General features: G+C 70.4%; 26 protein-coding genes. 20 read left to right on the top strand and 6 right to left on the bottom strand.

All coding sequences use genetic code 11. The annotated features are described in order from the left end of the window. Window positions 1-88: 88 nt before the first annotated feature. Window positions 89-1,786 carry a cellulose binding domain-containing protein gene (locus tag GSF22_RS06660; protein ID WP_208811901.1) on the bottom strand — a complete coding sequence of 566 codons (1,698 nt, stop codon included), beginning with the start codon at window positions 1,784-1,786 and terminating at the stop codon, window positions 89-91. A 478-nt stretch (window positions 1,787-2,264) separates the two neighbouring features. On the opposite strand from GSF22_RS06660, the gene GSF22_RS06655 reads away from it, so the two are divergent. The 18 genes from GSF22_RS06655 (at window position 2,265) to GSF22_RS06570 (ending at window position 20,311) form a co-directional block, all read left to right on the top strand. After that, window positions 2,265-4,292, top strand: coding sequence for an oxidoreductase (locus tag GSF22_RS06655; protein WP_208811899.1), 2,028 nt, complete (start codon window positions 2,265-2,267; stop codon window positions 4,290-4,292). A 71-nt stretch (window positions 4,293-4,363) separates the two neighbouring features. Then, entirely contained in the window at window positions 4,364-5,440 is a 1,077-nt protein-coding gene (locus GSF22_RS06650) for a class I SAM-dependent methyltransferase (RefSeq protein ID WP_208811897.1), read from the top strand. Then, the gene (locus GSF22_RS06645; protein ID WP_208811895.1) at window positions 5,440-5,751 is read left to right on the top strand and encodes a hypothetical protein; all 312 of its coding nucleotides are present in this window, start codon (window positions 5,440-5,442) and stop codon (window positions 5,749-5,751) included. The genes GSF22_RS06650 and GSF22_RS06645 overlap by 1 nt, the downstream gene beginning before the upstream one ends. Next, window positions 5,751-6,137 (top strand): nuclear transport factor 2 family protein, encoded by a 387-nt coding sequence (locus GSF22_RS06640; protein ID WP_208811894.1) that lies wholly within the window; start codon window positions 5,751-5,753, stop codon window positions 6,135-6,137. Before GSF22_RS06645 ends, GSF22_RS06640 begins: the two co-directional genes overlap by 1 nt. 62 nt (window positions 6,138-6,199) lie before the next feature. Continuing rightward, window positions 6,200-7,318, top strand: coding sequence for an ABC transporter substrate-binding protein (locus tag GSF22_RS06635; protein ID WP_208811892.1), 1,119 nt, complete (start codon window positions 6,200-6,202; stop codon window positions 7,316-7,318). A gap of 27 nt (window positions 7,319-7,345) precedes the next feature. Next, window positions 7,346-8,176: an ABC transporter ATP-binding protein gene (locus GSF22_RS06630; protein WP_208811890.1), complete on the top strand. Its 831-nt coding sequence runs from the start codon at window positions 7,346-7,348 to the stop codon at window positions 8,174-8,176. A gap of 11 nt (window positions 8,177-8,187) precedes the next feature. Beyond that, on the top strand, window positions 8,188-9,042 hold the full coding sequence (locus GSF22_RS06625) for an ABC transporter permease (protein WP_208811888.1): 855 nt from the start codon (window positions 8,188-8,190) through the stop codon (window positions 9,040-9,042). A 97-nt stretch (window positions 9,043-9,139) separates the two neighbouring features. After that, entirely contained in the window at window positions 9,140-9,883 is a 744-nt protein-coding gene (locus tag GSF22_RS06620) for an SDR family NAD(P)-dependent oxidoreductase (RefSeq protein ID WP_208811886.1), read from the top strand. A 37-nt stretch (window positions 9,884-9,920) separates the two neighbouring features. After that, complete coding sequence (locus tag GSF22_RS06615) at window positions 9,921-11,288, top strand: M20/M25/M40 family metallo-hydrolase (RefSeq protein WP_208811884.1); 1,368 nt, start codon at window positions 9,921-9,923, stop codon at window positions 11,286-11,288. Then, window positions 11,285-12,112, top strand: coding sequence for an alpha/beta fold hydrolase (locus GSF22_RS06610; RefSeq protein WP_208811882.1), 828 nt, complete (start codon window positions 11,285-11,287; stop codon window positions 12,110-12,112). The genes GSF22_RS06615 and GSF22_RS06610 overlap by 4 nt, the downstream gene beginning before the upstream one ends. Continuing rightward, window positions 12,109-12,573 carry an Ohr family peroxiredoxin gene (locus tag GSF22_RS06605; RefSeq protein WP_208811880.1) on the top strand — a complete coding sequence of 155 codons (465 nt, stop codon included), beginning with the start codon at window positions 12,109-12,111 and terminating at the stop codon, window positions 12,571-12,573. Before GSF22_RS06610 ends, GSF22_RS06605 begins: the two co-directional genes overlap by 4 nt. Beyond that, window positions 12,560-13,546 (top strand): EamA family transporter, encoded by a 987-nt coding sequence (locus GSF22_RS06600; protein ID WP_208811878.1) that lies wholly within the window; start codon window positions 12,560-12,562, stop codon window positions 13,544-13,546. The genes GSF22_RS06605 and GSF22_RS06600 overlap by 14 nt, the downstream gene beginning before the upstream one ends. Before the next feature lie 48 nt (window positions 13,547-13,594). Beyond that, window positions 13,595-14,455: an IclR family transcriptional regulator gene (locus tag GSF22_RS06595; protein WP_208811876.1), complete on the top strand. Its 861-nt coding sequence runs from the start codon at window positions 13,595-13,597 to the stop codon at window positions 14,453-14,455. Further along, on the top strand, window positions 14,448-15,647 hold the full coding sequence (locus tag GSF22_RS06590) for a CaiB/BaiF CoA transferase family protein (protein WP_208811874.1): 1,200 nt from the start codon (window positions 14,448-14,450) through the stop codon (window positions 15,645-15,647). Before GSF22_RS06595 ends, GSF22_RS06590 begins: the two co-directional genes overlap by 8 nt. Before the next feature lie 37 nt (window positions 15,648-15,684). Continuing rightward, window positions 15,685-16,524 (top strand): cyclase family protein, encoded by an 840-nt coding sequence (locus GSF22_RS06585; RefSeq protein ID WP_208811872.1) that lies wholly within the window; start codon window positions 15,685-15,687, stop codon window positions 16,522-16,524. Next, window positions 16,517-17,962, top strand: a complete 1,446-nt coding sequence (locus GSF22_RS06580) for an MmgE/PrpD family protein (protein WP_208811870.1) — start codon at window positions 16,517-16,519, stop codon at window positions 17,960-17,962. The genes GSF22_RS06585 and GSF22_RS06580 overlap by 8 nt, the downstream gene beginning before the upstream one ends. A gap of 22 nt (window positions 17,963-17,984) precedes the next feature. Continuing rightward, window positions 17,985-19,448: a dihydroorotase gene (locus tag GSF22_RS06575; RefSeq protein ID WP_208811868.1), complete on the top strand. Its 1,464-nt coding sequence runs from the start codon at window positions 17,985-17,987 to the stop codon at window positions 19,446-19,448. 11 nt (window positions 19,449-19,459) lie between these two features. After that, the gene (locus GSF22_RS06570; protein WP_208811866.1) at window positions 19,460-20,311 is read left to right on the top strand and encodes an HpcH/HpaI aldolase/citrate lyase family protein; all 852 of its coding nucleotides are present in this window, start codon (window positions 19,460-19,462) and stop codon (window positions 20,309-20,311) included. 248 nt (window positions 20,312-20,559) lie between these two features. On the opposite strand, the gene GSF22_RS06565 is transcribed toward GSF22_RS06570, so the two are convergent. From GSF22_RS06565 to GSF22_RS06545, 5 genes are read right to left on the bottom strand one after another with little or no spacing between them, the layout of a single operon-like run. After that, on the bottom strand, window positions 20,560-20,916 hold the full coding sequence (locus tag GSF22_RS06565; protein WP_208811864.1) for a transcriptional regulator: 357 nt from the start codon (window positions 20,914-20,916) through the stop codon (window positions 20,560-20,562). Further along, window positions 20,913-21,332: a hypothetical protein gene (locus GSF22_RS06560; RefSeq protein ID WP_244366449.1), complete on the bottom strand. Its 420-nt coding sequence runs from the start codon at window positions 21,330-21,332 to the stop codon at window positions 20,913-20,915. The genes GSF22_RS06565 and GSF22_RS06560 overlap by 4 nt, the downstream gene beginning before the upstream one ends. Before the next feature lie 30 nt (window positions 21,333-21,362). Next, window positions 21,363-21,845 carry an RNA-guided endonuclease TnpB family protein gene (locus GSF22_RS35340; protein ID WP_208811862.1) on the bottom strand — a complete coding sequence of 161 codons (483 nt, stop codon included), beginning with the start codon at window positions 21,843-21,845 and terminating at the stop codon, window positions 21,363-21,365. Further along, window positions 21,820-22,482, bottom strand: a complete 663-nt coding sequence (locus GSF22_RS35335) for an RNA-guided endonuclease InsQ/TnpB family protein (RefSeq protein WP_208811860.1) — start codon at window positions 22,480-22,482, stop codon at window positions 21,820-21,822. The genes GSF22_RS35340 and GSF22_RS35335 overlap by 26 nt, the downstream gene beginning before the upstream one ends. 4 nt (window positions 22,483-22,486) lie before the next feature. Continuing rightward, entirely contained in the window at window positions 22,487-22,876 is a 390-nt protein-coding gene (locus tag GSF22_RS06545) for a hypothetical protein (RefSeq protein ID WP_208811858.1), read from the bottom strand. A gap of 274 nt (window positions 22,877-23,150) precedes the next feature. Between GSF22_RS06545 and GSF22_RS06540 the strand changes: the two genes are divergently transcribed. Together GSF22_RS06540 and GSF22_RS06535 are read left to right on the top strand one after the other, a co-directional pair. Continuing rightward, window positions 23,151-24,650: an Eco57I restriction-modification methylase domain-containing protein gene (locus GSF22_RS06540; protein ID WP_208811856.1), complete on the top strand. Its 1,500-nt coding sequence runs from the start codon at window positions 23,151-23,153 to the stop codon at window positions 24,648-24,650. Then, window positions 24,647-25,618 carry a BsuBI/PstI family type II restriction endonuclease gene (locus tag GSF22_RS06535; protein WP_307803784.1) on the top strand — a complete coding sequence of 324 codons (972 nt, stop codon included), beginning with the start codon at window positions 24,647-24,649 and terminating at the stop codon, window positions 25,616-25,618. Before GSF22_RS06540 ends, GSF22_RS06535 begins: the two co-directional genes overlap by 4 nt. Window positions 25,619-25,931 lie beyond the last annotated feature (313 nt).

Genomic DNA, 25,931 nt, shown 5'->3' with positions numbered 1-25,931 from the left:
GCATCGGTGTGGCGGCGTGGGTACGCGTCGGTGCTGATGCCTCGGGTGTCGCGGGAGCGCGCTGTTGCGGTGACGGTCGGGCGGACCGTCAGAGGGTGAGTACGACCGTGGAGATGCTGCGGGCGCCGACGTCGACGGCGATCTGTCCGCCGTTGACGCTGGTCGGTTGGCTGGCCGCGTTGGCGTTCTGCGAGGTCAGGTAGTGCTCGGCCGTCGTGACGTTCTGCGGTACCTGGATCACGGCGTTGTTGACCGCGCTGGTCGACCGGTTGAGGATGACCAGCGTGATCTTCCCGTCGCCCTGGTAGGCGGTGACCTCCAGCGGCGAGGCCTTGGAGCTCTTGGTCAGGGCCACGCGCTGGTAGCCGGGGCGGACGTACTTGGCGTACTGCGAGAAGGCGTAGCCGCGCTTGAGTGGTACGCCTGCGGTGGTGCCGTAGGCCGCTTCACCGTCGCCGATGAACGAGTAGTAGCGCTTGCCGTACCACCAGACGTAGGCGCTCCAGTTCGACTCCATCGACTTGTGTACGGTGCGCATGATGTCGTCGAGGGTTTCGTTCCAGACCGTCTGGTTGCTGGGGTCGCCCCAGATGTTGGAGCCGTTGCCGTCGGCGGCGTGCAGGTTCCATTCGGTCATCCACACGGGTTTCTTGTGCTGGTCGGCCAGGGAGTACGGCTTCAGTCGGCCGGAGGTTTCGGTGCCGTACAGGTGGCCGCCGATGTAGCCGATGTTGTTCCGGGCGTTGGTGTCGTTGAGGGTCGGGTCGGTGTAGCTGTAGTTCAGGTTCACCGCCTCGGCGACCATCAGCTTGGTGTTCTGCACCTTCGCGCCCTGGTCACGGACGAAGGTCTGTAGTTCGGTGCCGCTCCAGTCCATCGAGTCGTAGTCCGGGTGCCAGTCCGGCTCGTTCTGCACCGAGGTGACATCGATCGTCACGCCCTGGTTGCGCATGTACTGGACGTAGCTGTTGAGATGGTTGGCGTAGTCGTCGTAGTACTCGGGTTTCAGCTTGCCGCCGTTGATGCGGCTGTTGTTCGTCTTCCACGCCGCCGGCGCCGTCCACGGTGAGGCGAGGACCTTCACACCCGACCCGTAGGACTTCGCCGTTTTCAGGGCGCTCACCTGGGTCGACCACTCGCTGGAGACCGGCGAGACGCCGGTGCGCACGATCGACAGGCCCAGTTGGTTGGGGCCCAGTCCGACCAGGGTCTGCGTTTCGGCCGTGGACCAGGCGCCACCCCAGATCGACACGGCGGCCCCGAACCCGTCGACCGTCTGGTACCTGGTGGCACTGTCGACGGTGATGTCCGCCGGCCCGGTGGGGGGCGGGGTGGCCGGTGAGCTCGTCGGTGAGGTGGTCGGGACCGGCCCACCGGTGCAGGTCACCCCGTTCAACGCGAAGCCGGTCGGGGCGGGGTTGCTGCCGGCCCATGTGCCGTTGAAGCCAAAGGAGACCGTGCCGTTGGTCGCGATGTTCCCGTTGTAGCTGACGTTCCTGGCGGTCACTGCGGTACCGCTCTGGGTCACCGTCACGTTCCAGGCCTCCGCTACGGTCTGGCCGGCGCTGTAGGACCAGGCCAGTGTCCAGTTCGTGACCGGATCACCGAGATTGGTGATAGTGACGTTGGCGCCGAAGCCGCCCTGCCACTGCGAGGACACCGCGTAGGTCACCGCACAACCAGCGGCGGCGGCCCCGGCCGGCAGCGCTGCGGCGAACGCGGCCGACGCCAGCAACCCGAGGCCGGCTGACACCAGGCCGACATTGCCCGCTCTGGATCTGACCATGGAGCACTCTCCTGACGGTATGACGGCCTACGCATTGATGATGATCCTGGCGCGTGAGCGTTAACAGCCGTGTCGGAGATGTTACGGGAGCGCTCCCACGGCCTCAAGCCTCGATCTTTCACAGATTTCGATGCCCAGCACACCCACACAGGCGCGCACCTCCTGCCACGCCTACGCGGACGGGCACCCGACGTCCGCGCAGCCAACGGAGCACCACGCGATCAGCTGGCAACGCCCCTCGATGCCGGACGTTCGCGCTGGCGGAACGGCGGACCAGAGCACATCGACATGCATGCGCGGGCGTCGTTCCGCTCAGCAGAACAGCAGGTCAGCGGGTTTTCGATCGATGTAGTTACTCGCGAGTAACCCGTTGACGGGGCACCAGAGCGGTCTTACCGTTCCACTCATTCGAACGGCGTACGGTTCACCCGAACACATCTCCCCCCAGACGAGCGCGGCCCGAACAGGAAGCCCGAGCATGCCTGACGAAAGCCTCCGCACCCTCCTCTCCCCCTTCGACCTCGGCACCGTGCACCTGCGCAACCGGGTGTTCGTCCCCGGTCACACGACCAACTTCGGGCTGGACAACATCCCCACGCCGCGCCTCGTCGCCTACCACGAGGAACGCGCCCGGGGCGGCGTCGGCTTGATCGTCACCGAGGCGATCCGGGTCCACCCGACCAGTGCGGGGCGCAGCATCAGCCTCGGCAGCTTCGACGACTCGTCGATCCCGGCGTACGCGGCGGTGGCCCGAGCGGTCCACACTCACGGCACACGGATCTTCGCCCAGGTCATGCACGCTGGACGGCAGGCCAACGGGGACGCCACCCGTACCGCCGCCTGGTCGTCCTCCCCTGTGCCGTGGGCGGCCGGCGCGCACGTGCCGCACGCCATGGGGCGTCGGGACATCGCGGTGGTCGTGGAGGCGTTCGCCGCAGCGGCGCGCCGGATGCGGCAGGCGGACTTCGACGGGCTGGAGGTCCACGCCGGGCACGGCCATCTGCTCCAGCAGTTCCTCTCGCCGCACACCAACACCCGCGACGACGGGTACGGCGGCAGCCTCGACAACCGGATGCGGTTGACCCGCGAGGTACTGACCGCGGTGCTGTCCACCGCTGGCGAGCTGCCGGTGGGTCTGCGGGTCAGCGCCGACGAGTTCCTCCCCGGCGGACTCGACCCGACTGCCGTCGTGGAGATCGTCGGCAAGCTTCGCGCCGAGTTCCCGCTGGCGTACGTGCACGTCAGCCACTCCGCCTACCACGGCAGCTACTCGCTGGCGACGCAGATCGCCGACATGAGCTTCGGCCACGCCCCGTTCCGGCACCACGCGGCGCTGTTCAAGCGGGAGTTCCCGGACCTGCCGGTGCTGGCGGTGTGCCGGCTCGACAGTCTGCCGGAGGCCGCCGAACTGCTCACCGCCGGTGAGGCCGACCTGGTCGGTCTTGCCCGCCCGCACATCGCCGACCCGCACCTGGTGCGCAAGGCGGTCGAGGGCCGCCAGCACGAGACCCGCGCCTGCCTGGCCTGCAATCAGGGCTGCATCGGCCGGTTGGAAACCAGCCTGCCGATCTCCTGCGTGGTCAACCCCGAGGTCGGCGCCGAGCGGGAGTGGTCGGCGGCCTGGCCGGAGCTGCCCGGACCGGACGGCGGGCGCCGGGTCCTGGTGGTCGGCGGCGGCCCGGCCGGTCTCGAGGCCGCCCTCGCCGCCCGGCGAGCCGGGCACGAGGTGACCCTGGTAGAGGCGCGTGCGCAGCTCGGCGGTCAGGTGGAGGTGGCCGCGCGGGTACCCGGGCGGCAGCGGTTCGGCCTGCTCACCCGGGACCTGGCCCGCGACGTGCGGGCCGCCGGGGTGCAGGTACGGCTGGGCCACCGGATCAGCGTCGAGGAGGTGCTGGCCGGCGACCACCAAGACGTCATCCTGGCGACCGGCTCCCGCCCGGCCCGCCGGCCGCTGCCCGACGGCCCGCCCGTGCTCGACCTCTGGCAGGCCGTCGACCAGCTCGCCGATGCGGACTTCCGGCCTGACGGCACCGTCGTGGTCCGCGACGACGACGGCACCTGGGCGGCCGCGTCGGTCGCCGAGAGCCTCGCCCGGCGGGGGGCCCGCGTCCATCTCGTCTCCCCCACCGCCGGGGTGTGCGCGCGGATCACCACGTACTCGCGGTTGGCGTTGCTCAAGCGCTTCGCCGACCTGGGCGTGGTGGCCCACCCGCTGCGGACGGTACGCGCCGCGGGTCCCGCCGCGGTGACCCTCACCGGCCCGCTCGCCGGGGCGGATGTCCGCCTCGACGGGGTGACCGTGGTCGTGGACGCCGGGTCGGCGCATGCCGACGACGCGCTGTATCGGCAGCTCGATGCCCTCCCCGACGGGCCCCGGATCCACCTCGTCGGCGATGCCAACGCTCCCCGCACCGCCTTCGAGGCTGTCTACGAGGGGCGGCTGGCCGGGGCGTTCCTCGGCAGCTACCGCACCGTATCCGCGCAGCGCGTGCTGCACGCCCACTGACCCGTCCACCCGGTCCCCGGTTCGCCGCGGACCGGTCCTCCCCCACTGCACCCCTGAAGAGGAGACAAGGCATGTTCGATGTCGAGGAGCGTCTCACCTTGGATGAGCGTTCCGCTGTGGACTTCGTCCTCGGTCTGCGCAAGCGCTGGGCGGACACCGTCTACCCGGCCCTGCGCGACGAGTACGGCGCCACGGGCGAGCCGGCCACGACGGTGGCCGACGCCGGTCAGGTGCTGCGCGGCCTCCCGCTCTACCCGTGGTTCAGCCACCTGGAGCGGGTACAGCAGAAGATGTTGTGGAAGATCGCCGGCGACGCGGTGCTGAGCCGCCGCGAGGAGTTGGCCGAGCAGCTGGCGACGCTGCCCGAGCAGCCCGCCGGTTCCCTCGGCCTGGACCCGGCGCTGGAGCTGCCGGACTGGTACACCGACTACGACATCCACATCCAGCCCGGCAGTTTCTTCTCCGACGACATGTCGGCGTACGTGTACGAGTTCGGGGCGCGCATCGTCATGCTGCGCGACAACGACGGTTACAAGTTCCACACGCTGTTCGCCCAGACGGCGCTGCCGCAGCTGCCGGCGGCGACCCGGGTGGTCGACATCGGGTGCGGATTCGGCAAGAGCACCCGGCCGCTGGTGGGCCGGTACCCGACGGCGCAGGTGATCGGGGTGGACCTGGCGGCGCCGGGGCTTCGGCTGGCCCACGCCGAGGCGGAGGCCGCCGGGCTGGCGATCGACTACCGGCAGGCCGACGGCCGGGCGACCGGCATCGAGGCCGGCAGCTGCGACGTGGTCACCGGCACCATGGTGCTGCACGAGATGCCGGCCGACGCGATCCGGGAGACGATCGAGGAGGCGGCCCGCCTGCTCAAGCCGGGTGGTTCGCTGCGCTTCCTGGAGTTCATGCTCACCGGCGACCCGCTGCGCGACGCCACCATCCAGGAGCACGCCGAGCGGAACAACGAGCCCTTCTTCCACGACCTGTTCGGTTCGGACCTGGTCGCCGTGTGCACCGGGGCCGGTCTCACCGACGTGTCGTGGACCCCGTTCGACGAACGCCGCAACGGTCTCCAGCCGCGGGGCTGGGGCGACCGTGCCGAGTGGCACTTCCCCTGGGCCGTACTGGCCGCGACCAAGCCGGAGGCGTGATGAGCACCGAGTTCGACTACTTCGGGGATCCCAAGGTCGGCAAGTTGCTCGACCTGGTGCTTCAGCTCTCCACCGAGCTGCACGTCACCCGGCAGCGGTTGCGTGTCGTGGAGGCGCTGCTGGTTCGGGGGAACCTGCTCGCGGCGGGTGCCGTTGACGGGTTCGTCGCCGAGCAGGCGGAGCAGCTGGTTCTCGACCGGGAGCGGGACGAGCTGCTGGCCCGGCTGATGCGCATCCTCACCGAGCACGGGCCCGCCGCGCATCCGCTGCGGGACCAGTGGGAGGCGGCGTTGAGCGGCAAGACCGGCTGATGGGTACGCCCGACGCGGTCCGCCTGGTCGACCACTATCTGCAACTGTGCGAGGACCGCAGGCTCGACGAGGCCGGCCGGTTCCTCGCGCCGCAGGCGCGGCTGGTCTTCCCGGCTGGCCGGGAGTACTCCTCGTTGGCGCAGATGGCGGCCGGGTCGGCCGGGACCTACCGGTGGGTGCGCAAACACCGGGACCGCTACCTGGTGGGAGATGCCGAGGGGCGGGTCTCGGTGACCTCGCTCGGGCGGCTGTACGGGGAATGGCTCGACGGGACGTCGTTCGACGGCATCCGCTACGCGGACGTGTTCGTGCTGGACGACGGGCTGATCGCCGAGCAGCACGTTTACAACGACCTGGCGCTGGTCGCGTCGCTGCGCAACGCCTGATCGACACCCGGCCGCCGGATGGCGGCCGCCATGAACCTTCCTACTGACGACGAGGTGTGGGAATGAAACGCAAGTGGGCTCTGCTCCCGGCGGCGCTGGCCGCCGCGCTGGTCCTGTCCGGGTGTGGCGGTGGCGCCGACGAGGGTGCCGCGGCCGGTGACGGGGCCAAGGAAGCCAAGGTTACCTTCGCGATCGCCTCCGCGGTGATCGGCCCGAAGGAGGAGGTGGCCGTCTACGCGGTCGCCAAGGAACTCGGCTACTTCGCCGAGGAGAAGTTGACCGTCGACACCATCAACGCCGACGGCTCGGTCGCCGCGCTGCAGGCGGTCGCGTCGGGCAGCGGCGACATCACCGCCGCCGACAGCGGCTCGGTGCTGGGTGCGGCCGAGAAGAACGTGCCGGTCAAGGCCATCGGCGGTCTGGTGCAGAACTGGCCGTGGGTGATGGCCGTCAAGCCGGACAGCACCATCACCGGCGGCGCCGACCTGCGCGGCAAGAAGATCGGTGTGATCAGCCTGGCCTCCGGCTCCGCCCCGTACGCCCGCGCCTACGTCAAGGCGGCCGGGTTGGACCCGGCCAAGGACGTCGAGCTGCTGCCGGTGGGTGTGGGCGCGCAGGCCGCCGCCGCGCTCAAGGACGGCAAGGTCGACATGCTGGCGCTCTACACCCAGGCGTACGCGGTCATCGAGAACTCGGGTATCGCGCTGAAGTACCTGGCCAACCCGGACATCTTCACCGGTATCCGCTCGCTGAGCTTCTCCGTGGGGGCGCGGGATTTCGAGGCCAAGCGGGACGTGTACGAGCGGTTCCTGCGCGCGGCGTACAAGGCGATGCTGTTCTCGGCGAAGAACCCGGAAGCCGCCATGAGGATCGGTTACAAGGTGTTCCCGCAGATCCTGGCGGGCAAGGCGGTCGACGAGCGGTTGGCGGCCGACACCAAGAGCCTGACCGCCTGGCTGAAGACGGCCACCCCGGCCAGCGGCACCCCGGAGCAGTTCGGTGACTGGGGTGCGATCAGCGACCAGGAGTGGGCGAAGACCCAGGCATACACCAAGGAGGCCGGTCAGATCACCGGCGACGTCGACCTGAAGAAGCTGTGGGACCCGAGCCTGCTCTCCGGTGCCAACAACTTCGACAAGGCCGCGGTGCTCGGCAAGGCCGCCACCTACACCGCCGGCTAGCGGCAGCGGAAAGCGGAAGGGATTTCGATGGCCATCAAGGCGACGGCCCGTCGGGCGCAGACATCTGCCCCGGCGTCGGTGTCGGAGAGTTCCTGGATCGAGATCGGCGGGCTGGACAAGGAGTACCGGCCCCGCAAGTCGGCCCCGACCCTGGCGCTCAGCGACATCAACCTGACCGTGCGTCGCGGGGAGTTCATCTCGGTCGTGGGACCGTCGGGCTGCGGCAAGACCACCCTGCTGAAGATCCTCGCCGGACTGAGCCCGAAGACCGGGGGCACCGTACGGATCGCCGGGCGGGACGTGACGAAACCCCTTCCCGAGGTCGGGATGGTGTTCCAGGCACCGACGCTGCTGCCCTGGCGCACCATCTTCGACAACGTGATGGTGCCGGCGCAGATCCAGAAGCTGGATCTGCGCCGGCACCGGGAACGCGCCCAGCAACTGCTGGACATGGTGGGCCTGGGCGGCTTCGAGCAGAAGTACCCGCACGAGCTCAGCGGCGGCATGCAGCAGCGGGCCGGCATCTGCCGGGCCCTGGTGCACGACCCGGCGGTGCTGCTCATGGACGAGCCGTTCGGCGCGCTCGACGCGATGACCCGCGAGTACATGAACGTGGAGCTGCTGCGGATCTGGCAGGCGAGCGGGCAGACGATCGTGCTGGTCACGCACTCCATCCCGGAGGCGGTCTTCCTCTCCGACCGGGTGGTGGTGCTCAGTCCCCGGCCGGGCCGGATCGCCGAGATCATGCCGATCGAGCTGGAACGGCCCCGTGATCTCAGTGTCATGTCCTCGGACCGGGCCGGGGTCTACGTGGACCGGATCCGCCGACACTTCAACGCCGCCGGCGTAATCGACTGACAGGGGCAGCCATGGCAACAACCAATCTGGTCCGGAAGCCGTCCCAGCCACCGGCGTCGTCCGCGGTCGGGTCCGTCCGGCGTCGCCTGGACCTCCGGGAGAAGCCGCAGCTCTGGCTGGTCCCGGCGGTCTTCGTGGTGGTGGTGCTGGGATGGGAGTACGGCATCGCGCTGATCGGTGTCGACGAGTACGTCCTGCCCCGCCCGTCGCAGGTGGTGGACTCCCTGTGGCGGCAGCTCGGGGACGACCAGTTCTGGGGTCACCTCTGGGTGACCAGCCAGGAGGCGCTGGTCGGGTTCGTGATCGGGGTGGGGGCGGCGCTGCTGCTGGGCACCTTCATCTCCCAGATCAGGATCGTCGAGGCCACCCTGATGCCGTACATCGTGGCCTTCCAGACCGTGCCGAAGGTGGCCCTGGCCCCGTTGTTCGTGGTCTGGTTCGGCTTCGGCCTGACCAGCAAGGTGGTCATGGCGGCGGTGATCTCGTTCTTCCCGATGCTGGTCAACGTCATCGAGGGCCTGCGGGCGGCCGACGCCGACCGGATCCAGATGTTGACCGTGTTCGGGGCGAGCCGGTCGCAGATCTTCCGGATGGTGCGGCTGCCGAGTGCGCTGCCGTTCATCTTCGCCGGCCTGGACATCGGCATCGTCTTCGCCATCCTCGGCGCGGTCGTCGGTGAGTTCATCGGCGCCAAGGAGGGCCTGGGTTACCTGCTGCTGCAGACCAACTACAACTTCGACATCGCCGGCATGTTCGCCGTCCTGGTGGTCCTGTCGGTGATGGGTCTGGCGGCCCACTTCGTCATCCGGCTCGTGCAGAAGCGGGTGGCCTTCTGGGCCGAGGACACGAAGGTGATCGGCGCGTGACGACTTTCGGACGGGAGCGTCGTCACGTGTGCGGGAAACCGGTCGGGCGGGACCTCCGCCCGGCCGGTGACCGGCCCGGAAAGGCGGGTAGCGAGTCGTGACCACTGATCCGAACCGGTTCGACGGGCGGGTGGCGCTGGTGACCGGGGCGGCCCGGGGCATCGGGGCCCGTATCGCCGCCACCCTCGCCGAGCGGGGGGCGACCGTGGCGCAGGCCGACGTGCGCGACGACTGGGACGCGGGGCTGCCCGGCGGCGGGCACACCCGGCACCGGGTGGACGTCCGGTCGGCGGGGTCCTGCACCGGGCTGGTCGCCGAGGTGCTGGACCGGCACGGTCGCCTGGACCTCCTGGTCAACAACGCCGGGGTGGTCCGCCGTGGCCCGGCGGCGACGATGTCGGAGGACGACTTCACGGCCGTCGTCGACGTGAACCTGACCGGCACGTTCCGGATGTGCCAGGCCGCCTACCCGGCGCTGCGCGACACCCACGGCGCGGTGGTGAACATCGGCTCCACCAACGGGCACATCGCGGTGCTGAACACGCTGGGCTACTGCGTGAGCAAGGCCGGCGTCATGCACATGGCTCGGGTACTGGCCCTGGAGTGGGCGCCCGACCTGATCCGGGTCAACGCCGTCGGTCCGACCATCGTGCCCACCGACATGACCGCCGACCTGCGCGGCGACCCGGCGTACCTGGCGGACAAGATGGCCACCATCCCGCTGGGTCGGATGGCCGAACCGCAGGACGTCGCCAACGCGGTCGCCTATCTGCTCAGCGACGCCGCCGCCATGGTCACGGGTCAGACGATCTTCGTCGACGGCGGCGTCACCATCCACTGACCTTCCCCCCTGCCCAACCCCCGTGTGAGGAAACCTGATGTCACACCACCCGGACACCGCAGCCGCGCTCGCCGCGGTCGACGCGCACTTCGACGAGTTCGTCGAGGAACTGCAGCAGCTGTGCCGCATCCGCAGCCGCCGGCAGGAGCCGGAGCAGATGGAAGCCACGGCCGAGTTCATCGCCGGATCGGTACGCCGCTGGGGCGGCACCGCCGAGGTCATCCCCTGGGAGCAGTCCTACCCGTACGTGCTGGCCGAGGTCGCCGGGGAGGGCGACCGGGCGTTGCTGCACTTCACCCACTACGACGTGGAGGTCGAGCCCGCCGGGGACGACGCCGACTGGATCAGTCCGCCGTACGCGGCGGAGATCCACGACGGGCGGCTGTACGCCCGGGGCGTGGCCGACGACAAGGGCGTCATCATGTCCCGGATCCATGCCGTCGCCGCCTGGCGGCTGGCCGGGCTGACCCCGCCGGTGACCAGCCGGATCATCTTCGAAGGCAAGAAGTGGCTGCACAGCCCCGGCCTCGGCTCGTTCGTCGAGGCGCACGCCGACCGGCTGGCCAGCGACGCGGCGCTGTGGGAGAACTCGTGGCTGGACGGCGACGACCGGCTGCTGCTCAAGCTCGCCGAGAAGGGCGTGCTCTACCTGCGGCTGACCGCGCAGACCCTGCCCCGCGACCTGACCAGCCAGAACACCGCCCTGCTGCCGGCCGCCACGGCCAGGCTCGCCGCGGCCCTGGCCCAGCTGCAACGCCCCGACGGGACCGTGACGATCCCCGGGTTCGCCGACGACGCCCGCCCGCCGACCGAGGCGGAGCGGCAGCTGCTCGACCAGGTGGCCTTCGACGGGGACTTCCTGCGCAAGCGGGCACAGGTCGACCGGTTCACCGGCGGTCTCGACGACCGGCAGGCGGCGGTGGCGATCCGTACCGTGCCGACGCTGACCGTCGCCGGGTTCGCCGGCGGTGACATGCGCGACGACGTGACCCTGGGCATCCCGTCGACCGCCTCGGCGAAGCTGGAGATCCGCCTGGTCCCCGGTCAGGATCCGGAGCGGGTGCTCGGCTGCGTCCGCGACCACCTGGCCGCGACCGGCTTCGATGACCTGCGCATCGAGGTGATGGCGACCAGCCGGCCGAACCTCACCGACCACCGGGACCCGTTCGTCGCGCTGGTCGCCGACGCGGCCCGCCGGGTGTACGGGACCGAACCGGTGATCGAGCCGTACACCCAGTGGATCGGCAACCAGGGGGTGATCGCCGACCGTCCGATCGTCGGGGTCGGGGTGTCCCGGGCCGACTCCGGGGTGGACGGCCCGAACGAACACATCCGGCTGGCCGACTACAAGGCCGGCATCAAGCACGTCATCGAGATCATGGCGGCCCTGGCGGTGGCCGAGTGAGCCGCGCGCGTGGGACGGCCCGCCGGGGGTACGTGGACCTGCCCTGGGGTCAGGTGCACTACCGCCACGGTGGTGACCCCGACGCTCCGGTGCTGCTGATCCTGCACCAGTCGCCGCTGTCGTCGGCGACGTACGACGCGGTGATCGAGCCCCTGGCACGGCGGGGCCTGCGGGTCGTCGCCCCGGACACGCCCGGGTTCGGAATGTCCGACCCGCCGCCCCGGCCCTGGTCCATCCCGGAGTACGCCGACGCGGTGTGGCAGGTCGCCGACGCCCTCGGCCTGACCCGGCTCCATCTGCTCGGGCAGCACACCGGCGCAGTCATCGGGGCCGAGGCCCTGCTGCGGGCGCCGCAGCGGGTGCACCGGCTCATCCTGCAGGGCATCCCCCTCTACGACGAGCAGGAGCGGGCGGAGAAGAAACGGTCGTACGCGCCGGGCTACCTGCCGACACGCGACGGTGGACACCTGCGGGTGATCTGGGACCGGGTGTACGGCCTCTATCCGGCACTGACCCCGGAGGAGGCGAACCGGCAGGTCACCGAGTACCTCCTGACCGGGCCGGACTACGCGACGGCGTACCGGGCGGTCTTCGACCACCACGTCGACACGGCCGCCCTGGACGCGCTGCCCATCATGCTGCTGCACGGCGGCGACGACCTACTGGACCGGATGACACCGCAGGTGCGGGCCGCGTTGCCGCACGCGCCGCTGGTCACCATCCCCGGTGGGACGGACTTCGTCGCCGACGAGCAGCCGGAGGCCTTCGCCGACGCGGTCGCCGCGCAGGTGCACGCCGACCTCGGGCAGGAGGCGTCGGCATGAGCCCCGGTACATCGGTCGAGGTGGCCACGGCGGTCCCGACGAACGTCGTCTACACCGCCGTCGTGCAGGTGTCGGGCGGGCGGGGCGGGACCGCCCGCTCCCTGACCGGATCCCTGCGGGTGGAACTCACCCGCCCGGCGCAGCGGGGCCCCGACGCGACGGGTACCGACCCCGAGGAACTCTTCGCCGCCGGCTACGCGGCCTGCTTCGACAGTGCACTGGCCATCGCCGCCCGGCAGGTCGACGTACGGCCGGGGCCGACCGCCGTCACCGCTTCGGTCTCGCTCGGGCAGACCGAGGCGGGGCGGTACGCGATCGCGGTGCTGCTGGAGGTGTCCGCGCCGCAGTGCCCGCAGGCGGACCTGGAACGGGCGGTGGCGGTGGCCGACCAGATGTGCCCGTACTCGAACGCCCTGCGGGGCAACACGCCGGTGACGATCCAGGTCGATGGACACCGCTGACCTGTCCCGTGCCACCGGGCCGATGCCGGACGTGGCTGCGCCACGACCGGCCGGTCCGGTGGCGCTGGCCGTCGGGCTCGGCGCGGTCTACCTGCTGTGGGGCTCGACGTACCTGGGCAACCGGGTGGCCCTGGAGAGCCTGCCGCCGATGCTGTGCACCTCGGCCCGGTTTCTCGCCGCGGCGCTGCTGCTGTTCGCGGTGGCACTGCTGCGGCGGGGACCGGTCGGGTTGCTGCTGCCACGGCGCGAGTGGCGCGGGGTGGGCGCCAGTGGGCTGCTGATGGTCGGGGCGGGCAGCGCGCTGCTGACCCTGGGGCAGCAGTACGTCCCGACGGCGTTGACCTCGCTGCTGGTGGCGGGGATGCCGCTGTGGGTGCTGGTGATCCGGCTGGTCGCCGGGCCACGGCCGTCGTCACGGGCGGCGCTGGGCGTCCTGGGCGGGGTGCTGGGGCTGGTGCTGCTGTTCGCCGCGCCGGCCGGGCGGTGGCACCTCGGCGGGATGCTGCTGGTGGTGCTCTCCACGATGGTGTGGGCGCTGGGCTCGACACTGGCGCAGCGGCTGAGCATGCCCGCCGACCATCTGGTGGGTACCGGCTGGCAGATGCTCGTCGGCGGGCTCGCGGTGGCAGTGGCGAGCGTGGTCAGTGGCGAGCTGGGCCGGTTCCACCCGGCGGAGGTGACCGGCCGCTCCTGGCTGGCGTGGACCTACCTGATGCTGGTCTGCACCGTCGTCGGTTTCAGCGTCTACACCTGGTTGCTGCGCAACGCGCCGCTGCAGCTCGCCTCGACCTACGCCTACGTCAACCCGGTGGTGGCGGTCCTGCTCGGCATGATGGTGCTGGACGAGAGGCTGACCGGCCGGCAGGCGCTCGCCGGTCTGGTCGTGCTCGCCTCGGTGGCGCTGGTCATCGTGGTGGAGCGGCCCCGGCAGGTCGAGGGCCTGCCGGCCGGTACACCTGTCGCACCCACCTGACGCCTCGGCGGTTCCCGCCCCGCGTACGTAGACAGTGGAGGAACGGACTTGATCACGACAACCGCGCTCGACAGCGACGCCAGCCGGACCCGGTCCGGTCTCGGGCGTGCCCTCGACGTCATCAACATCATCGCCGAACGGGCCCCGGAGACCCTCGGCGTGTCGACGATCGCACGGGAGCTCGGGCTGCCGAAGGCGGTCGCGCACCGGATCCTCAAGGAGCTGGTGGCCGACGAGTTCCTCAGCTTCAACGAGGAGACCAAGCGGTACCGGCTCGGCTCGGGTGCGCTGGCCGTGGGGCTGGCCGCGCTGCGTGCCCTCGACGTGCCGGACACCGCCCGGCGGTACCTCGTCCGGTTGGTGCGCAGCAGCGGTGAGACGGCGACGTTGTCGGTGCGGCAGGGCTGGTACCGGGTCTACATCGACCAGGTGCTCTCGCCGCACGAGGTACGGATGTCGGTGTCCCTGGGCACCAGCCACCCCCTGCACTCCGGGTCGTCGTCGAAGGCCATCCTCGCGGCGCTGCCCGACGCGGAGGTCGAGGACTACCTGGACAACCAACCGCTGGAGGCGGTCACCCCGTCCACCATCACCTCCGCGGCGAAGCTACGCGCGGAGCTGGCCCGGATCCGGCGGCAGGGGTACGCGGTGAGCATGGGCGAGCGGCAGAACGGCGCGGGCAGCGTCGCGGCGGCGGTGCGCTACTCGACCGGTCAGGTGTTCGGCTCGATCTCGCTGTGCGGGCCGCAGGACCGGTTCACCCCGCAGGTGTGCGCGGCGCACGGTGCCCTGGTCGCGGCGGCGGCGGCGGAGATCTCCGCCGAACTCGGTTTCCGGCTGCCGGCGCAGCGCATCGCCGCCGGTCAGCAGGGTCAACAACAAGGCTGGGGAGGTGGAACAGGTGAGTGACGGACCCCTGACGGGCCTGCGGGTGCTGGACGTCTCGACGATCCTCGCCGGGCCGCTGTGCTGTCAGATCCTCGGTGACTTCGGCGCCGACGTGATCAAGATCGAGCACCCGACGATGGGTGACAGCATGCGGGGGCACGGCAAGGCCAAGGACGGCCATCCCCTGTGGTGGAAGGAGATCTCCCGCAACAAGCGGCTGATCGGGCTGAACCTCTCCGCGCCGCAGGGAGCGGCGCTGCTACTGCGGTTGGCCGCCCGGGCCGACGTGTTGGTGGAAAACTTCCGGCCGGGCACGCTGGAGCGCTGGGGTGTCGGCCCCGAGGACCTGCACCGGGTCAACCCGGGTCTGGTGATCGCCCGTATCACCGGGTTCGGTCAGACCGGCCCGTACGCCTCCCGCGCCGGGTTCGGCACCCTGGCCGAGGCGATGAGCGGGTTCGCCCACCTCACCGGTACCGCCGACGGGCCGCCGACGCTGCCGGCGTTCGGACTGGCCGACAGCATCTGCGGCATCGCCGCCTCGTCGGCGGTGATGATGGCGTTGTGGCACCGGGAGCGCTCCGGTGGCCGGGGCCAGGTGGTCGACATGAGCCTGCTGGAACCGATCATGACCGCCGTCGGCCCCGGTCCCACCGTCTACGACCAGCTCGGCGTGGTCGAGCAGCGGCAGGGCAACCGCTCCACCAACAACGCGCCCCGCAACACGTACCGGACGAAGGACGGTACGTGGGTGGCCGTCTCCACCAGCGCCCAGGCGATCGCCGAGCGGCTCCTGCGGCTGGTGGGCCACCCGGAGGTGATCGACGAGCCGTGGTTCCGTACCGGTGCCGGGCGGGTGGCGCACGCCGACGAACTCGACGCCTACGTCGGGGGCTGGATCGGTGAGCGCACCCGGGACGAGGTGACCGCCGCGTTCGCCGAGGTCGGTGCCGCCGTCGCCCCGATCTACAGCGCACAGGACATCGTCGAGGACCCGCACGTCCGGGCCACCGAAATGATCACCGTGGTGAACGACCCCGACTTCGGTCCGATGCGGATGCACAACGTGATGTGGCGGATGTCGGAGACCCCGGGCCGGATCCGGTTCACCGGCCGTGACCCCGGCGCCGACACCGACTCCCTGCTCATCGACGAGCTCGGCTGCGATCCGGCCGAGATCGCCGACCTGAAAGCCCGCGGCGTCGTCGCCTGACGACGCCGCGACGACAGCCCGAAACGCGAGGAACCCCGTGGCCACCACTGCCAGAACCACCGACCGCCTGCTCGACGCCGTGCAGGCCGGCGTCACGATCTACGACCTGGGCCGGCCGTTGACCGTCGGCATGCCGCAGTCACCGAACCACCCGCCGTTCGGGCTCACCCTGCCGCGCCGGCACGGCGACATGGTGCGCGCCGACGGGGGCTCCGCCGCCAACGACCTGCTGGTGATGGGCACCCACGTCGGCACGCACGTCGACGCCCTCGCGCACGTGTCCCACAACGGCCGGCTGCACGGCGGGGTGGACGCCGCCGCCGCGCAGGTCGGCGGACGGTTCGAGGAACTGGGTGTGCACACGGTGGCACCCATGATCCGGCGGGGTGTGCTGCTGGACGTCCCGGCCGCACTCGGCGAGGAGAGCTGCCCGCCGGGCTACGAGATCACCCCTGCGGATCTCGACGCCACGGTGTGCCGGCAGCAGACGCCGGTGGGCCCGGGTAACGTCGTGCTCATCCGCAGCGGCTGGGGCCGGCTGTTCGACGACGAGGACCGTACCCGGTACGTCGGCAAGGACTCCGGGGTACCGGGAATCGGCGCGGACGGCGCCACCTGGCTGGCCGAACGCCGGGTACACGCCGCCGGGGCGGACACCATCGCGTTCGAGTGCCTGCCGCCGGGCAAGGGGCACAGCGTCCTGCCGGCGCACCGGATCCTCCTGGTGGACCACGGCATCTACCTCATCGAGACGCTGGCCCTGGAGGAGGTCGCCCGCGACCGGGTGTACGAGTTCACCTTCCTCATGGTGCCGCTGCCGCTGTTCGGTGCCACCGGTTCGCCGGTGCGTCCGCTGGCGGTGGTCAGCCGTGACTGAGCCGACGCTGGGCCAGCGGCTGGCCGCCTTCGCCGCCGACACCCCGGCCGACACGCTTCCCGACGAGGTGGTGGCCAGCGTCCAGGCCCGGGTGCTGGACATCATCGGCCTCTGCGTGGCGGCGCTGCCCCTGCCGACCAGTCAGGCGGCCCTGGCGTACGTGACCGAGCAGGGTGGCCGGGGGCAGGCGACGGTGGTCGGCCTGGCCGAGCAGGTGCCCGCCGCCCTGGCCGCGTTCGCCAACGGTGTGCTGGCGCACTCCCTCGACTACGACGACACACACCTGCCGTCCGTGCTGCACCCCAGCGCGTCGGTGGTGCCGGCCGCGCTCGCCGCCGCCGAACTGGCCGGCGCGTCCGGTCGGGAGACGGTGGCCGCCATCGCCGTCGGCCTGGAGGTGTGCGTACGCCTCGGCATGGCCGGCTACGACCCGGTGGCCGGCAACTCGGTCTTCTTCGAGCACGGCCAGCACGCCACGTCGATCTGCGGCACGCTCGGCGGTGCGGTGGCCGCCGCGCGGCTGCTGGGGCTGGACGCTGGCGGCACTCTGGACGCCCTCGGGGTGGCTGCCTCGATGGCCGCCGGGTTGATCGAGTCCAACCGCAACGGCGGCACGGTCAAGCGGATCCACTGCGGCTGGGCGGCGCATTCGGCGGTCAGCGCGGCACTGCTGGCCCGGCACGGGGTGACCGGCCCGCCGACCGTGCTGGAGGGTCGGTTCGGTTTCTTCCAGGCGTTCCTGCGCGGCGAGTTCGACGCCGACGAGATCGTCCGGGGCCTGGGCACCGAGTGGACGGTGCCCGGCATCTTCTTCAAGCCGTACCCGGCCAACCACTTCACCCACGCCGCGATCGACGCGGCGATGGCGCTACGCGAGCAGGGGCTGCCGGTCGACCGGATCGAGTCGATCACCCTCGGGGTGCCGGCGCCGGTGATCCGCACCATCGGGCAACCCATCGAGCGCAAGCGCACCCCGCAGACCGGCTACGAGGCGCAGTTCAGCGGCCCGTACGCGGTGGCCGCCGGGTTGTGCGGGGGCGGTGGGCTCGGTGTCGGGCTCGCTGACTTCACCGACGACCTCGCCCGTGACCCGGCACGCCGGGCGTTGATGGCGCGGGTCGAGGTGGTGGCCGACGAGCGGTGCGACGCCATCTTCCCGAACCAGTTCCCGGCGGTGCTGCGGGTGGTCACCGGCGACGGCCGGGAGTGGACCAGCGAGGTCCTGGCCAACCGGGGCGGCCCGCAGCGGCCGCTCAGCGAGGCCGAGCTGGCGGTGAAGTTCCGCAGCAACGCCGCCGCCGGGTTGTCGGCCGAGACTGCCGCGCGCATCGAGGAGGAGGTCCGGCGGATGGACCGGGCCCCCGACGTCCGCCGGTTGACCGACCTGATCGCACGTGAGGGAACCACCGACCCGGCGTCGGTGGCGCAGAACAGCTGAAGCGACCATGAGGAGCACCGCCATGCCCACGTACGACCTGCTGCTGACGAACGTCCGTGTCGTCCGGCACGACCGGCCCGAACCCGAAATGCTGGACGTCGGTGTCACGGACGGCCGGATCGCCCGGATCGCCCCCCGGATCGAGCCGGGCACGGCCGCCCGGGTCGTCGACGGCGGTGGCCGGCTCGCTTTTCCCGGGGTGGTGGACGCCCACCAGCACTGGGGGATCTACAACCCGCTGAGCGAGGACGCCGTCTCGGAGAGCCGCGCCTCGGCGCAGGGCGGCGTCACCACCGCGCTGAACTACATGCGCACCGGGCAGTACTACCTCAACCGGGGTGGCCGGTACGAGGAGTTCTTCCCCGAGGTCCTGGCCGCTACCGAGGGCCGCTCGTACATCGACTACGCCTTCCACCTGGCTCCGATGATGCGCGGGCACATCGACGAGATCCCGGAGCTGGTGCGGAAGCACGGGGTCACCTCGTTCAAGATCTTCATGTTCTACGGCAGTCACGGCCTGCACGGCCGCTCGGCCGACCAGAACTCGTTCCTGATGATCCCGGAGGGCGAGCGGTACGACTACGCCCACTTCGAGTTCGTGATGCGCGGGATCCAGGCGGCCCGGGAGCGTTTCCCGGAGCTGGCCGAGGACATCTCGCTGTCGCTGCACTGCGAGACCGCCGAGATCATGAGCGCGTACACCCGGCAGGTCGAGCAGGAGGGCACGCTGCGCGGGCTGGAGGCTTACCACGCCTCCCGGCCGCCGCACTCCGAGGGTCTCGCCGTGTCCATCGCGTCGTACCTGGCGCACGAGACCGGGCTGCCGAAGATCAATCTGCTGCACCTGTCCTCGTACAAGGCCGTCGACGCGGCGCTGCGGATGGCGCAGGCGTTCCCGCACATCGACTTCCGGCGGGAGGTGACCATCGGGCACCTGCTGGCCGACATCGACACCGCGTACGGGCTCGGCGGCAAGGTCAACCCGCCGCTGCGCCCCCGCGAGGACGTCGAGGCGCTGTGGGAGTACCTGCTGGACGGCAAAATCGACTGGGTGGTGAGCGACCACGCGTGCTGCCGGGACGAGGTGAAGTTCGGTGAGCCACGCAACGACATCTTCGTGGCCAAGTCCGGTTTCGGCGGCGCCGAGTACCTGCTGCCCGGGCTGGTCACCGAGGGCAGCCGGCGCGGTCTGTCCTACCAGCGGGTGGCCGAGCTGACCTCGTGGAACCCTGCCCGCCGGTTCGGCCTGCACCGCAAGGGCGCGATCGTCGAGGGGTACGACGCGGACCTGTGCCTGGTGGACCCGGACGTGACCTGGACGGTGCACGCGGAGGACTCCGAGTCGACCCAGGAGTACACGCCGTTCGAAGGTTTCGAGCTGACCGCCAAGGTGACCGACACCTTCGTGCGCGGCGAACACGTCCTCGTCGACGGCAAGCTCGCCGGTGAGCCGCACGGCCGGTACCTCGCCCGGCCGCAGCGGTAAAGGGGTAAAGCGTGGCGCGCAGCTATCTGTACGTGCCGGGCGACCGGGCGGACCTGCTGGACAAGGCCCTCGGGCGGGGTGCGGACGCACTCGTGCTCGACTTGGAGGACGCGGTGGTCGCGGCCCGTAAGGAGCAGGCCCGTGAGACGGTCGGCGCGTTCCTGGCCGCCGCCCCGTCGACCGGGCCGGAACTATGGGTCAGGATCAACAGCGACCAGGTCGAGGCGGACATCGGGGTGCTCTCCCCTGCCGCAGCGGGGGTCTGGGTGCCCAAGGCCGAGCCGGAGCTGCTCGGGGCGGTCGACGCGGCGCTCACCCGGGCGGAGCGGCGGCTCGGACCGGGAGCACCGTCCTTCCAGGTGGTGGCGCTGATCGAGACGGCCCGAGGGGTACTGGCGGCCGCGCAGGTCGCCGCCGCGCCGCGGGTGCTCCGCCTCGGTATCGGCGAGGCGGACCTGGCCGGTGAGCTCGGGCTGCAGCCGGGAGCGGACCGGGCCGAGTTCGGGCCGATCCGCTCCCAGGTCGTCGTCGCCTCGGCCGCCGCCGGGATCCTCCCTCCGGTGGGTCCCGTCGAGACGACGCTGCGTGACGCCGACCGGCTGGAGCAGACCACCCGGGCCCTGCTGCGGCAGGGCTTCCGGGCGCGAACCGCCATCCACCCCGGGCAACTGGCGGTCGTCAACGGGGTGTTCACCCCTACCGACGACGAACTGGCGGCTGCCCGGGCCGTACTACAGGCATTCGCACAGGCTGAACGCGTCGGCTCCGGGGTGGCCACCGACGCCCACGGCCGGCTGCTGGACCGGGCGGTCGTGCGCACCGCCGCTGAGGTGGTACGCCGGGCGGGCGAGTCTGCCGGCTGATCGCAGGGTCAGCCCTCGGGACCCGGTCCGGACGGACCCGAGGCCGGCTCGGTCCCGACGGGCCGACCTGGATCGCGGCCGTCTCTCCCACGACCGGCGACGGGGTCTGGGCGGAGTGTGTCGACCGGGTGCAGCGACACGGTGCCGAGCCGGTACGGCCCGGCCGTCGGGGCGGGCCGAGGCGGGGCGGGTGTGGGCTGATGCGCGGCCGGTGCCGGCGAGCACGTGTCGGCGGGTCGGTACGGTTGTCATCGGTCCTCGGGGGTGTCGGGGATCTCGACTCGTGCGATGAGCTGTTTCAGTCGCTTGATCTCCTCAGCGAGTGCGGTGGCGCCGGCGGGGGTGAGGGTGATCCAGGTGCGGCCGCGGCGCCCCTCGTAGCCCTTCTCGACCTCGATCAGGGCGGCCGCCTCAAGCACGCTCAGGTGCTTGGAGAGGTTGCCGGCGGTCAGGTCGAGTTGGGTGCGCAGGTAGCCGAACTCGACGCGGCGGGCCTCGTGCGCGATGGTGAGGATGCCCAGTCGCACCCGCTGGTGCACGACGTCGTCCAGCCCGGTGACCGGGTGCGCGGCAGCGGGGTCCGGTGTGTCGGCCACGGCCGTCACCGGTGCCGCCTACGGGCGGCCGCGAAGCCGGCCGCGCCCAGCAGCAGCACGAGGCCGCTGATGAGCTGTGGCATCGCGAGCAGCAGCCGGATTCCCCAGTGGGGCCGCCCCCAACCTGAGTTCGTCGGCAGCACCAGCAGCACCAGCGCCAGGTAGCCGGCGGTGAACAGCAGCAGCCCGAGGTTGCGTTCCAGCCGGGCCAGGACCAGCAACGCGAGGCCGATCACGCCCCACGGTGCGATCAGCCGGTCCAGCACCAGCCACCAGTACGGCAGCGGGTGCATCGGCGCCGGGTGGGTCGGGAAGTAGAGGGCGGCGGCCAGCCAGGCGGCGGTGAACACGACGGTCGTCGCGGCACCGGTGATCGCGTAGGGCAGGACCCGGGCACCGAGGCCCCGCGCCCGCGCGGTCCGCACGTAGCAGACTGCGTTGACATCCTCCCCGTCCTAAAGGACGGGGACTCCCGTGGTCGCCCTCGGGTTTTCCTGCTTCGCCGACGACTGCCCCGTCCGAGAGGACTCTCGTTGAGGTCTTACACCGCCTCCACAGGCAATCACGGAGAGCCCCTCCGCGAGAATGGTGCGGGCCGCGTTGACGTCACGGTCGTGGGTCTGCCCGCATCGGCAGGTCCACGACCGGACGGTCAGCGGCATCCGCTGCGCGAGCGCACCACACGCGGAGCACAGCTTGGACGACGGGAACCAGTGGTCCACGACGACCAGGGTGCGGCCGTACCAGTCGGCCTTGTACTCCAGCATGGTGCGCACCTGTCGCCAGGCCGCGTCGCTGATCGCGCGGGCCAGGCGGTGGTTGCCGAGCATGTTACGCACGGTCAGGTCCTCGATCACGATCGTTCGGGTCTCACGAACGAGCCGAGTGGTCAACTTGTGCAGGTGGTCACGCCTACGGTCGGTGATCCGCGCGTGCACCCGGGCGACCTTGAGCCGGGCCTTGGCCCCGGTTGTTCGAGCCCTTCTCCTTCCGTGCGAGGTTCCGCTGGGCGCGGGCGAGCGCGGCCCGGTCGCGGCGTTCGTGCCTCGGGTTGGTGATCTTCTCCCCGGCCGAGAGGGTGAGCGGGCTGTCCAGGCCGGCGTCGATCCCGACCGCACCCGTGGCCGGGGTCTGCGCGATCACGTCGTCGCAGAGCAGGGACACGAACCAACGCCCGGCGGCGTCCTGCGACAGGGTCACCGTGGACGGCGTCGCACCGTCGGGCAACGGCCGCGACCACACGATGTCCAGGGCCTCGGTCATCTTCGCCAGCGTCAGTCGACCCTCGCGGTAGCGGAACGCGCTGGTGGTGTACTCCGCCGACCGACGCGACTTCTTCCTGCTCTTGAACGTCGGATAATTGGCGCGTTTGGCGAAAAAGTTGGTGAACGCGACCTGCAAATGCCGCAACGCCTGCTGCAACGGCACCGAGGGCACCTCGTTGAGGAACGCCAACCCGTCGGTCTTCTTCCAGCCGGTCAGCATCGCCGAGGTGGCCTCGTAGGTGACCCGTTCCTGACGCAGCGTCCACGCCTGCGTGCGGGCAGCGAGCGCCATGTTGTAGACCAGCCGCACACAGCTAGCGAGCCGGCCGGTGAGCCTCACGGTGCCACGCGGGTGGACGCCGGTCCGCCGTGGCTGCGGATCGTCTTGTTCTGCCCTGCTCCGCAGAGGCTCCGTTTCCTCTCCGGCCTGAAGGCCGGAATATCCACGGAAGGAACGCAATGACCGTGTACGCCAGCAGCAGTGCCGGCAGCCAGTAGTACAGCAACCCTCGGCGCGCGAACTGGCAGCTGCCGTCGGGTTGGCAGTTCACGGTCATACCGAACCAGTCGAACGGGATTCCCGCGAATGTCACCGCGACCAGGGCCAGCAGCGCGACCCAGGTCATCCGCTGGTCGACGCGCACCCGGTGGGCGAGGGTGCGCACGTCGGACAGCAGCCGGCGGGGATCGCCGCCGACGGGCACCGAGTCCGGTCATGCCAATAGGTTTCCATAGCAAACCTGTCGGCGCTAGTGCTGGCTGATGAGGAGTTGCCACCCGGGCCCGGAAAGCGATCAGCCGGCGGCAGCAGTCGCACCCGCATGGCGCAGCAGCGGTTGGTGAAACCGGTTTGCGTGCAGCCGGCGCTCTGGCCACGCCGGTCCATCTGATGCCCGTCGAGTCCGCACATGGCTCCGCTCTCGGCGGCGGGCCGGGGCTGCGTGGCTTGCGTGTCCCGGTTGGGGCAGGATGGCCGGCATGCAGAGCAAGCTCCTGGGCCTTGCGGAGCAGAACCGCCTGGCGGCGCTGTCGAACCTCGACCGGGCAACCCAGACCTCCCTCGGCCAGTTCTTCACACCGGCCCGCGCGGCCGCGCTTGTCGCGTCCATGCCGCGCCTGCCGAGGACCGGCACGCTCCGCGTGCTCGACCCTGGGGCAGGTTCCGGGATGCTGTCTGCCGCTCTGGTCTCAAGGGTCCTCGACGAGGCGCCGAATCTGGATGTGCACCTTGTGGCGGTCGAATGCGACACCAGCGTGATACCGCATCTGACCGAGACACTGGAGGCGTGCAAGGCCGAGGGGGCCGGCAAGATCTCGTTCGAGATTGTCGAATCGGACTACATCGCGGCCTCGACCGGCATGACGGCAGACGCGCGGTTGTTCGGCTTCGACGTGGTGATCCAGAACCCCCCGTACGCGAAACTCGCCGCGTCCTCAGCTGCCCGCGCAGCCATCCGGACGACAGGTACGGACGCTCCGAACCTCTACGCCGCGTTCCTCGCGCTGGCGGCCGGGGCGCTGAACCCTGGCGGGCAACTCGTCGCTATCACACCCCGCTCGTTCTGCAACGGCCCATACTTCGGGGCGTTCCGGTCCTACCTGCTCGACCAGATCACGCTGGACCGGGTACATGTCTTCGAGTCCCGGTCGACCGTGTTCGCCGACACGGGCGTACTGCAAGAGAACGTGATCTTCACAGGCACCAGGGGCGGTGTTCGCGGCGAGGTGCTGATATCGGTCAGCAACGGTCACGAGGACGACTGCTCCCTCCGACGTACGCCTTACTCCGAGGTGGTGCATCCCGACGACCTCCAGCAGTTCATCCGCATCGCCACGGACGATGCGGACATGGATGTGGCGGAGAAAATGCTGGCAATGCCGGGCACGCTGGCATCGCTCGGCCTCACGGTCTCGACCGGAAAGGTAGTGGATTTCCGGTCCCGGGAATGCCTGCACGAAAGCCCGGTCGACCGGGGATTGCCGCTGATCTACCCGGGCAACGTACGGGACGGGCTTGTCACGTGGCCGCGTGAGATCCGTAAGCCGCAGTGGTTCCTGCCCGTCGCGTCCAAGGACGAAAACCTGCTGCTTCCCGAGGGCTGGTACTGCGTCGTCAAGCGGTTCTCAGCAAAAGAGGAGCGGCGGCGTATCGTCGCGGCCGTCTGGTCGCCCGAGACGGCGCCGGGACCGGTAGCCTTCGAGAACCACGTGAACGTCTTCCACGAACGCGGGGCCGGACTGGACCGGGACACCGCCTACGGACTCTCGATGTGGCTGAACTCATCCCTGGTGGATCGGTACTTCCGCACCTTCTCCGGCCACACCCAGGTCAACGCGACCGACCTCCGCACGATGCGATACCCCGACACGGCGACCCTCCGCCGCCTCGGTGGGCTTGCGCCCGAGCGGCTGCCGGCACAGGACGATGTCGACGCGTTCGTTCTCGACACGCTCGGCGGGGCTGGCGTACCAGCGTGAGCGAGGACAGGCAGAGCAGATTCACGCGCACGTCGTACAAGGTTCAGCAGGCCCAACATCTCCTCGGCCTGTTCGGCATGGACGGTGAACGCGCGAATGAGCGATCGGCGCTGACGCTACTCGCGCTCCTGCACCTCAGGCCCGAACACCACTGGTCCGAGGCGTCGAACCCGATGCTGGGCACCCGGGCGATCATGGACTGGATGCGCGACGTGTACGGGCGCCACTACGCGCCGAACACGCGGGAGACCATCCGGCGGTTCACACTGCACCAGTTCGCCGACGCGATGCTGGTGGTACAGAACCCCGACGCACCTGACCGGCCCGTGAACTCCCCAAAGTGGAACTACCAGGTCACATCCGAGGCGCTGGCCGTCATCCACGCATACGGTACCCCCGCCTTCGATGCCCATCTGAGGAACTACCTGGCGCTCGTGCCCGGCTTGAGGGATCGATACGCAGCCGCACGAGATGTGAACCGCATCCCGGTCACCATGCCCGGCGGGGTTCCCTTCACGCTGTCGCCCGGCGGCCAGAACGTGCTGATCAAGCAGATGGTGGAGGAGTTCTGCCCTCAGTTCACGCCAGGCGGCGAAGTGCTCTACGTCGGCGATGCCGATGCCAAATGGGCACTCTTCGAGGCCGAACGCCTCGCCGAACTCGGTGTGACGGTGGACCGGCATGGACCCATGCCGGATCTCGTGGTGTACCTGCCTGACAAGGACTGGTTGGTGCTGATGGAGGCGGCATCATCACACGGCCCAGTGAACTCGCGCCGACGGGCCGAACTCGCCGCATTGTTCGGCGGCGCCGCCCCGGGGCTCGTCTACGTCAGCTGTTTCCCGGACCGCCGGGAGATGCGCAAGTATCTTCACGAGGTCGCATGGGAGACGGAAGCGTGGTGCGCCGATGATCCTACGCACCTGATCCACTTCAACGGCGAAAGGTTCCTCGGTCCGTATCAGTAAGTTGGCTCGCACGACGAAGATCCCTCGCCGAGTTACACGAGAATTTTCACGCCGCGACTGCTTCCGCTACCTCGGTCCCCACTGAGTCTGGCGTCGACAGCGCCCGGCAGGTCGGTGTCCTGGCCCGTGCTGCCGGCGGTGACGTCGCCCTGGGCCATGCCGCCCGCACGGCGATCGCCTGCCGGGCGCATCTGGCCACGACCGATCCGAAACCGGCTGCCGCCATCCTGCCCGCCGGTTGGAGCGTCCTCGACCTCGGTCAGGCGTAGCCGACGGGGTCAGGTCGACCCTGCCCCCCGCCCGGGGGACGCAC

Source organism: Micromonospora echinofusca (assembly GCF_017614955.1).
Taxonomy (GTDB): Bacteria; Actinomycetota; Actinomycetes; order Mycobacteriales; family Micromonosporaceae; genus Micromonospora; species Micromonospora echinofusca_A.
This window is presented reverse-complemented; position numbering and strand designations above follow the sequence as displayed.